9 protein-coding genes are annotated in these 8635 nt (G+C 37.4%); all 9 read right to left on the bottom strand.

Translation table 11 applies throughout. The features are described 5' to 3' along the window. Positions 1 to 7: 7 nt before the first annotated feature. The 9 genes from WG905_RS18885 to WG905_RS18845 all read right to left on the bottom strand — a co-directional run bounded on the left by WG905_RS18885 (position 8) and on the right by WG905_RS18845 (position 8635). The gene (locus WG905_RS18885; RefSeq protein ID WP_339593321.1) at positions 8 to 514 is read right to left on the bottom strand and encodes a hypothetical protein; all 507 of its coding nucleotides are present in this window, start codon (positions 512 to 514) and stop codon (positions 8 to 10) included. A gap of 13 nt (positions 515 to 527) precedes the next feature. Beyond that, on the bottom strand, positions 528 to 1187 hold the full coding sequence (locus WG905_RS18880) for a DUF3885 domain-containing protein (protein ID WP_339593320.1): 660 nt from the start codon (positions 1185 to 1187) through the stop codon (positions 528 to 530). A gap of 192 nt (positions 1188 to 1379) precedes the next feature. After that, entirely contained in the window at positions 1380 to 2426 is a 1047-nt protein-coding gene (locus tag WG905_RS18875; RefSeq protein ID WP_339593319.1) for a TerC family protein, read from the bottom strand. Positions 2427 to 2463: 37 nt separating this feature from the next. Beyond that, on the bottom strand, positions 2464 to 3978 hold the full coding sequence (locus WG905_RS18870) for a helix-hairpin-helix domain-containing protein (protein WP_339593318.1): 1515 nt from the start codon (positions 3976 to 3978) through the stop codon (positions 2464 to 2466). Beyond that, the gene (locus WG905_RS18865) at positions 3979 to 5391 is read right to left on the bottom strand and encodes a PP2C family serine/threonine-protein phosphatase (RefSeq protein ID WP_339593317.1); all 1413 of its coding nucleotides are present in this window, start codon (positions 5389 to 5391) and stop codon (positions 3979 to 3981) included. Then, a complete protein-coding gene (locus WG905_RS18860) occupies positions 5391 to 6443 on the bottom strand; it encodes a TerY-C metal binding domain-containing protein (RefSeq protein WP_339593316.1) in 1053 nt (350 codons plus the stop codon). Before WG905_RS18860 ends, WG905_RS18865 begins: the two co-directional genes overlap by 1 nt. A 251-nt stretch (positions 6444 to 6694) precedes the next feature. Further along, positions 6695 to 7330, bottom strand: a complete 636-nt coding sequence (locus WG905_RS18855; protein ID WP_339593315.1) for a vWA domain-containing protein — start codon at positions 7328 to 7330, stop codon at positions 6695 to 6697. Positions 7331 to 7383: 53 nt separating this feature from the next. Further along, entirely contained in the window at positions 7384 to 8022 is a 639-nt protein-coding gene (locus WG905_RS18850) for a vWA domain-containing protein (protein WP_339593314.1), read from the bottom strand. A gap of 1 nt (position 8023) precedes the next feature. Then, entirely contained in the window at positions 8024 to 8635 is a 612-nt protein-coding gene (locus tag WG905_RS18845) for a TerD family protein (RefSeq protein ID WP_339593313.1), read from the bottom strand.

Here is an 8635-nt window from a genome sequence, read left to right as displayed (position 1 = left end):
CGCCAGTTTAACTTATAGTATTAACAATAAAAGATGAGCAATCCTGTGATTCAATATTGATCTTTATACTAAAATAGTTATTACCACCATCTCTCACCATTATCTCCCGTTGTTTCCAATCACCTGATGTAAATGAGTTTATCAAACAATTCATAAAAATAATCTTTTCACCTTTAGGGTTATAGTGCCCAAAATATTGTCTGTAGTATTTGGAAGGGTGTTGAATCCTCCTTTGTTCTATCTCCATACCATCGCTCCCTATTCTTTTAACTTCTAAACAATGTCGAAAGATGCGTTCCGCGTTGAAGATTTCTTCAATAGTAGGCGTAAAGCCCGTTGAATCCCAACTCCTGGATTCATTAGCTGTGTATTTGAAAATCACGCCCGAGAAGTTCTTTGTCTCTAGAAAAACATGACCACTACCGTTTACTTCAGTGGCAGTATATTTCTGGCCATCAATTTTACTTGTAGGATGAGTATCACAACTGGTTAAAATTAAGGTCAGGAATAACATTGGTAATAGGAACCTACAGGTTGCGAAATTGATCATCAATTTGATTTTTATTGGATTCAAGAATCCAGGAGTTATACTTAGTATAAGGGGGCCTTAAAGTTTCAATATGACTTGACACCACATCTAAACCCCTGTCATCATACATATGGAAAATCAGCTGTTTATCATGATTAATAAAGAAAACTTCCTTACTTCCCAAAAAGCCACACTTATCCAGACCGGGTTCCCTTGAAAAGTCCTTATTGGCAATTGCTGTTAAGATGTTTTGATGATTAATTAAATTTCTCGTAACCTTTACTTGCGCAATATTTCTGATGTCTAATTTATCCAATGGTTCGTAGAGTCCTTTAACTTTTGAATAAGAAACATCTTCTTTTACCAAACCCCTGATCTGTTTAAAACAATAATTAGAAAATCTAATTTTGCGTTTCTTCCATTTATAGTCAATCAAGTAAAATGTAACCGTGTCATGCTGATCAAAAGTTTCTTCGAACAATTGTGTTGCCCGGTAAACCACCTCTTCGAAATATTCATCTGTGCCTGTTTCTCCTTGTTGTAAATTAAAACGCAAGCCATATGCTGCGTTGAAGAATAAATTAGCACGTAATTTTAGACCCCAAAAATAGACATTCAGAAATTCATAGGTTTCCTGTTTGAGTGACCCGATCACCATATCATTATATTCGTTACTGTGAATATATGATTTTCTAAGCTCCTTTCTTTATAAACACCTATTATGGTTTTAAAACAAAAAAAATCATGTTGAAATATGGGTACCCTATTCGGCTAATCCACATTCCAACATGATTTAATAAGCTTCTTTTTGTTAACTTATCTCTAAGCTAACAAAAAAGACAGCGCAATTTTAAACGGTTACATCTTTCTCAACTTCTTCGTCTTTAGTCACAACTTCCTTGTCTTTGAAGATCAGGGAAACAACGACAGACAGAATTAACACACCTGCTACTATCCCTAATGATACTGGAGACGATATATGAAACCAAGGTGATATAAGCATTTTGAAACCAATAAAAGTCAAAATGATGGCTAAACCATATGACAGTTTACTGAACATATGAATGAAATTCGCCAGTAAGAAATAAAGAGATCTCAATCCTAATATGGCGAAAATATTCGACGTATATAAAATGAACGGATCATTTGAAATCGCGAATATCGCAGGGATAGAATCTACGGCAAATAAAACATCTGTAAACTCAATTACGGCAACCACAACCAATAAAGGAGTAGCCATTTTTACGCCGTTTTTAACCGTAAAAAATTTGTCGCCGTCATAGTTATCACTTACTTTATAGAACTTTTTAACCAATTTAGCTCCCGCAGAATTACTGTAATCTTCATCACTGTCATCATTTCCAGGACCCCAGGATTTAATACCCGCATAGATCAGGAATATTCCAAATATGGCAAGCACAGCGTTAATTTCTACCAACTGACCGAAAATATTCATTTCTGGTAAAAAGGTAAGATTGATAATACCTACACCTGCAAAAATGAAAATTGCACGGAAAACAAGGGCGCCTAGAATTCCCCAGAACAATACTTTGTGGTGTAAATGTTTTGGAACTTTGAAATAACCAAAGACCAGGATAAACACAAATAAATTATCAACTGATAGTGCTTTTTCTATCCAGTAGGCTGCCTGGTATTGAGTGAATTTCTCGACAGCCACATCATGACCCCCTGCATCAGAATTAAATACCCAATACACAACGCCTGAAAATACCATTGACAATGAAATCCATACAATAGACCAGATGGTGGCCTCCTTGGAAGTAACTTCATGGCTCTTTTTGTTAAATACTCCCAGATCGAGTAATAACATGATAACGACTACGATTGCAAATCCCCACACTAATCCGGGATGTAAATCTAAAATACTTGTCTCCATTCTTATTATATTATTTGTTTTTATTTATTTATTTAATTTATTTATTTGCCATTGTAATTACGACCACCCTTCCGCCATCTTCCCTTGAAAGGAGGAGCTTTTTTCCATCCGTCAACTCGACCATTGTCCCAATGGGAATTTCCTTGTCATCGGTTAAATCTTTCAAAGATGTTAGTTTCTGATTCACCAGCACCCATTTATTTTGATGGAAAGTGAAATAACCCACAGGTACTTTCTCGGCTGCGCTCAGTTTTTCATTCCTGGTCACATTCCGGTTCACATGCCATTGAAACAGATACTGATCTTTATAAACCATCAGTCTGTGATTTTCCGGCTTCCAAACCGATTCTTTAAATTGATAGTAAAGGTCTAAAACCGGTAATGTTCCTTGATGAGCGGTGCCACAAAAAGGACATTTCGGTGTATTTGTATTATCGAAAACATACCATTTTTGATCACAGGCTGGATTGAAGCATTTCTGCATCAAATCAGTTGTTTTCAATAAAGCAATTTCCCATTCTTCTGCTGTAGGTCTTTGCATCGGATGATGCAGCCCGTCAATAAACACTTTATCAAAAAGTGCTTTCAGGTAGGGTCCGGTGATCGTATAGGGTAATTTGGTGATATCTGCCCATGGAAGATCCCATTTCGATACTTGATTAAGCTTCGGCCTGTTTGCTGCATCTGTTGGATGTTCTATAAACATGGCTTTTTCACCCATGGATAATAAATCATCCGTCTCCGTATCTAAGTCATGTACCTTACCACCTTTTAGGGGATGTCTATGCAATAAGAACATATAAATCAGCACCGGTAAAGCATGTAAGTCAGTCAACCTGCTTGGCAATTTCCTATTGGGATCGGTCTTACTCAAATGCTTTGTAGAAAGCACTTCAGGAGCAATGAACTCTGCAGTACCGATCACTTCAGCCTGAAACAATCCGGGTACAACCAAGCCATCCAAATCGATGATACAGGCCGATTTTTCAACAGGATCAACTAAAACATTGTTATAAGATAAATCTGAATGGGCTAGCCCCATTGCATGCATTTTTTTAACGCCACGTGTTAAATTAACACAGATTTGGAAATAACTTAACCAGTCGCTTATTTCAGAGCTGGCAAGACTTAACGGAAACTTTTTATTTCTAAATTTAGCACCGGCAAACCATTTACCATTTTTCTCTTTTCCTTTAATGAGGTCACTGCTTTCATAACCTTTCTTAAAGAAGAATTTACCATTGTATATAGGTACAATAACGCCAGTTAATCCATTATGTTCAACAACATCGGTGGGCCAACGATAAACCTCATTTAAGTAATAATCTCCCCCCTCCTTTGTTTGAATCTGAGGTAAATAATAATTGGTGATTTTTTGTAGTCTTTCCTTTTGATTAAAATCTAATCTATCTCTAAAAATCGCCACAACGTATTTTCTATCCGGACTAAAGAACACATCTTTTACGCCGCCACGCATCGGTTCGCCATTATCAATAAACTGATATGATTTTGAAGTATCGTTAATAGATCTTACTGTGATTGTCTTCATCATTTAATAAATTATGGCCAGCGTTCGGTCATCATGATTTCCTGGATTCCAAAAGTCCATCCACCTGGAAAGTTGATCAGCAACTTCAGCATTGCTGTGGCTTAAATCAACACCCACACCATCATCGTTTTTACCTTTTAAATCCTCAATAAATTCTTTCCAGTTTGCTATTTTCTCTAAGTTAGCTTCGACAACAAATTTTGCATCATAAATACCATCTGTCATTAACATGAGATAAGAAAAGTCATCGATCAGCTTAAAACCAAAACGTGTTGAGAACTTATCACTCTGAAATATTTCCGGCATCGTAATGAAACGAGTACCACCACCAAACTCGCCAACATCCAGCCAATTCATTAATTTAATCGATGCTAAATCTTTGCTCACTAATCCGATTGGACAGTCACCTACGCCAAAAGTTAGAATAGCATATCCGAATTCGTACTTTTTAACCAGTGCAAAGATTAATGTGGAATGAAAGTCTTTTAATGGTTTTTCTGCTTTCGTAGCAAAGGCAGCTAATTGTTTATGCACATGATATGCTGCTTTCGACAAATTATCATAGACAAAACGGCTAATCTTTTTCGAAGAATTCTCGTCTGTTTGCTGATGATGGCTTAATAAGACCTCATCAAAATCTTTTAAATGCGCTTCAGTGAAGTTTTCTTCAAAATAAGACACCACTAAATCACAAGCCAGTTGAGAACCTTTTCTGGATAGGGCTGCTGAACCCGCGCCATCAGAAACTGCCAAAACACTCCAGCCGGTCCTTTCTAAATTTTTAAAAGCAAAGTCGTCATCCCTGAATGAGCCAACATTAGCATGACTTCTTCCTCTCTTAGAGGAGATGACAATTTTTTTATCAATAAAATCGCTTACAGCATTTGTGTTGTCTTTTTTCCAATAAGGATCATTTACATCACTATCTATGTTTTTCCATAATGACTTTGGATCTGGATTGATGATGATGACTATTTCTTTTTCATTCAAAATAGAATCCTCCGTTTCTCCGTCAATGCGAAACAATAACTTGATTTTTATATCACCACTTATTTTGGGATTTCCTGTAATAAGTTCCTCGCTGCTATCATATACTAAACCAGAATCTTCCAAATCCTTGATTTCAGAATATATAATATCATCCCAGCCGAATTTTATAAAATCAACCTTGGCCCGATATTCTTTATTTACGGTGCCATTCGGTAAGTAGACCGCTTGCGTGATAATATCTTCAATTCGTGTTTTTAACTTCCAATTAGCCATAAGCTTTTTTTGATTTTCAAGAATAATCTGTACCGAATTGATATTAGCCTCGTTTGAAATAAAAGCATCAAGAGCCGATCGTTTATTGGTCGGAACGTCGAGTTTATATTTAGCTAATAAAGCCTCAATGTAGTTTTTTGTCTCTTCTGTCATTACCCCTGGGTTCTGTTGACATCAATACCACCATCTCCACTCGCATAAGTTCCTTCATTACCACACCATGGACATTTACTCACCTTTTCTTCACCTATGCAATGTATTTTGGCACAACCGCACACCGCAAAGGCGATTGGATTTCCACAACAAGGACAAGGAGGTGCACCCATCAATTCTTGTGTATTTACACTATTGTTAAATTTAGATTGATCAGCTAGTTCGAAATAGGATTGATCGACCTGGTAGGCACCAACGAGTCTATAGCTCTTGGTGGTTAATTCCATTCCTTTAATTGAAGCCGGATCGATTGACTTCCGGTATTTCATTAAATACGGCCGCTTTGTATTTTGACATTTACCATTCAGCACCACATAGTTATCATCAACCATTTGCCGTACTGGCGTTGGTTTGCTGAGGTCAATCTTCGACAATGTTTCGCCGGTGATCCTGGCCAATTCAAAACCTGATGAATTTTTTTCTACACTGATACTGCTCGTTTTGATAGAATCTGTTACCCACTTAAAAAACTCCTTGTAAGATTGGGCATTGGTATTCTTAAAACTCAATACGTTATCTGTCAGGTCTTTTAAAACATTGATATCTGTATCATCACCAAAAGAAACAGCGATTAAATTAGCCGCCTTTTGCCAGTTTTGCTTCCATTCACTAATTGACTTTTTACAATCGTCGGTCGGCACCCCATCGGTAAATAAAAACACGATAGGCTTCCAGTCGCCCTTTACCTCATAGGTAGTTTTAACAATATTTGCTTTCAACTCGGCCATCAAATGCCCAAGTCCTTTACTCAAAGATGTTCCGCTACCAATAGGAAATTTAGGGGGATAAAAAGAGACGATCTCCTGCAATGGGACCAATGTTTTAGCCTGACCAGCAAACACAAGAACAGACACAAATACGGTCTCTAACGCGTGCGGATCAGTTTTTAAAGCTTCTACAATTGTCGCTAAACCTTCTTCAACCTGCTGAATAGGTTCGCCTACCATCGATTCTGAAACGTCAATTAAAAAATAAATGGGAAGTCTTCTCATTTAAAAAGAGTTTACAAGCAATAGAAAAATGACCAATAATATCAATTGACTCATATCCACGTAAATACCAGTTCCAACTTGAAAAGGCTGCATACGTTTCTTTAAGAACCCGAAAATCGGGGAGAAAATTTTATTAGACAGTTCGAAAACCTTTTTGTATTTCGGGCTTAATTTATCCTGATAAGGAAGTAATTTTGAATATAAAAACAAGCCTATAATTAAAAAGCTGACGAGAATCGGGATTATCTTGATCATAAAACTACGGTAATTTCACTTGGTGGTGGTGGTAGGGTCAAACTTTCGCCAGTTCCCTGGCTTTTATTTCCTTGTTCAATGGTGTCTGACACCCATTTAAAAAACTGTTTCAAAGTAGAACTATCCGCTGAGTCTAAATGAACAACATTATCTGTTAATTCTTTAAGAATGGCATCATCAGCCATCCGCCCGGCAGCACAGCCAACTATGGCACCAAAATTCAGCGCTTGAATTTCGGGTATTTTACTTCTGTACAACTGGATATCAGAGGGCTTTCCATCGGTAAAAACGAAAAGCAAGGGCTTCCAGTCTCCTTTTTGTGTTGATGAACCTTTTATAATATCGTTCTTTACTTTTTCAATGACGAAATCTAAACCGGCACCTGTATTTGTAGGGCCACTTTGAGGACAAGTAATTTCGGGCAGTTGAAAACTCACTAATTCCGTTAACGGAACGATCTCTTTAACTGCCCGATCATACGTGATGATACTGATCCATAGAGAATCCAATGCTTGCGGATCAGAACGAAGGGTATTGATCATTCCACTTAAAGCATTGTTCAAGGCTTGAATTGGTTCTCCAAACATTGACCCAGAGGTGTCTAATAAAAAATATACTGGTAATCTTCTCATATGATTTCTTATCTCAATAGCATTTACTTGATTTTGATGTGTACATCGATATATTATACAACTATATTAAGTTCTGAAGGCGGCGGCGGCAATTCATTTAAGCCGGTAATTTCTTTACCTGAATCTTCCACTTTTGTAGAGCTTACACCAATTGATGCAGTTACCCACTGAAAGAACTTACCGATACTTGCACTATCTGCAGTATCTAAACTCACCACATTGTCAGTGATCTGTTTTAGTATATTTGTATCAGCTCCACTACCCGCAGCACAAGCAACTGTAAAAGCCACTTTTCTTTTTTTGAATTCCACTAAGCCGCTTTGCCAGTCATCGGTTGGAATACCGTCAGTCATGATAAACACCAATGGCTTCCAGTCTCCCTTTTGTTCTGTAGTCGTTTTTGCAACTTCAGAATCGATTTTACTGCTCACTAATTTCAACGCATCACCTAAAGCAGTTACACCAGTAGCTCTTATGTCAACCATTTGAAACGAGGCCAGATCAGTCAAAGGAATTATTTGTTCCGCTTTACTATCAAATGTAATTACACTTAAAAAAGCGGTTTCAATAGCCTGTGGATTTTGACGCAAGGAACTTATCATTATTTGAACGCCGTTTTTCACGGCTTCAATTGGCTCTCCCGACATGGAGCCAGAAGTATCTAACAATAAATATACTGGTAATCTTCTCATGCTATAAGTACTTGTTTGTTACAGTTTTGATCGTTTCTTCCAATTTTTTATCTGTTGTCGGCTCTCCAACAGCGCTAAATTTCCATTCTCCATTTCTCTTGTAGAACACGCCCATTACCATGGAAACATGACCTTTAAAGTTAGATCCATTTGCGATATCAAAAGTTGCGAACACTTCATTTACCTGTTTAGCATTTCCTTCATAGATACGGATCGATGCGAACGGGATTGTACCGAAATCATGACCCTGGAAACTATTCAGCACAAACGCCACATGGTGAACCGAAGGATTTAATCTTGAAAAATCAACGGTGATCACTTCATTATCTAATCCATCATCGCCACCCATGTCACCGGTTCTGTCATCGCCACTGTGCTTAATAGAGCCATCCTTTGAAGTCAGACTTCCGAAATAGATCACATCTATGGCATTTTTCTTTTCGTCGTAAAGTGCACAGGAGGCATCTAAATCAACGGCTTCTTTTTTAGAGCTGCCTAACCAGTTTTTTTTCTCAATTGCACCCCAGTTAATTCCAACACAAATGTTTTGGAGCTTACTGCCATTACTTTTTTCAAGATTTATACGTTGTCCTTTTTGAAGATTTATTGCCAT

Origin of the sequence: Pedobacter immunditicola (assembly GCF_037482985.1) — a bacterium.
GTDB classification, from domain to species: domain Bacteria; phylum Bacteroidota; class Bacteroidia; order Sphingobacteriales; family Sphingobacteriaceae; genus Pedobacter; species Pedobacter immunditicola.
The sequence above is the reverse complement of the archived record's forward strand: the minus strand, read 5'-3'. Positions and strand labels throughout refer to the sequence as shown.